This window comes from Neisseria sp. P0009.S007 (assembly GCF_051962515.1).
Genome location: NZ_JBQCVF010001349.1, coordinates 1 through 229, shown reverse-complemented (window position 1 = coordinate 229; position 229 = coordinate 1). Strand labels below are relative to the sequence as shown.

General features: G+C 51.5%; 1 rRNA gene. It reads right to left on the bottom strand.

Annotation, left to right across the window (positions count from 1 at the left end):
• Window positions 1-229 (bottom strand): 16S ribosomal RNA (locus tag ACTHS3_RS18900); the annotation flags it as partial.

Below are 229 nucleotides of genomic sequence, written 5' to 3'. Positions count from 1 at the left end.
CTACCTTACTCTAGCTCGCCAGTTTCCCATGCCATTCCCAGGTTGAGCCCAGGGCTTTCACATCGGACTTAACAAACCGCCTACGCACGCTTTACGCCCAGTAATTCCGATTAACGCTTGCACCCTTCGTATTACCGCGGCTGCTGGCACGAAGTTAGCCGGTGCTTATTCTTACGGTACCGTCATTCCCACCCGGTATTAACGAATAGGTTTTCTTCCCGTACAAAAG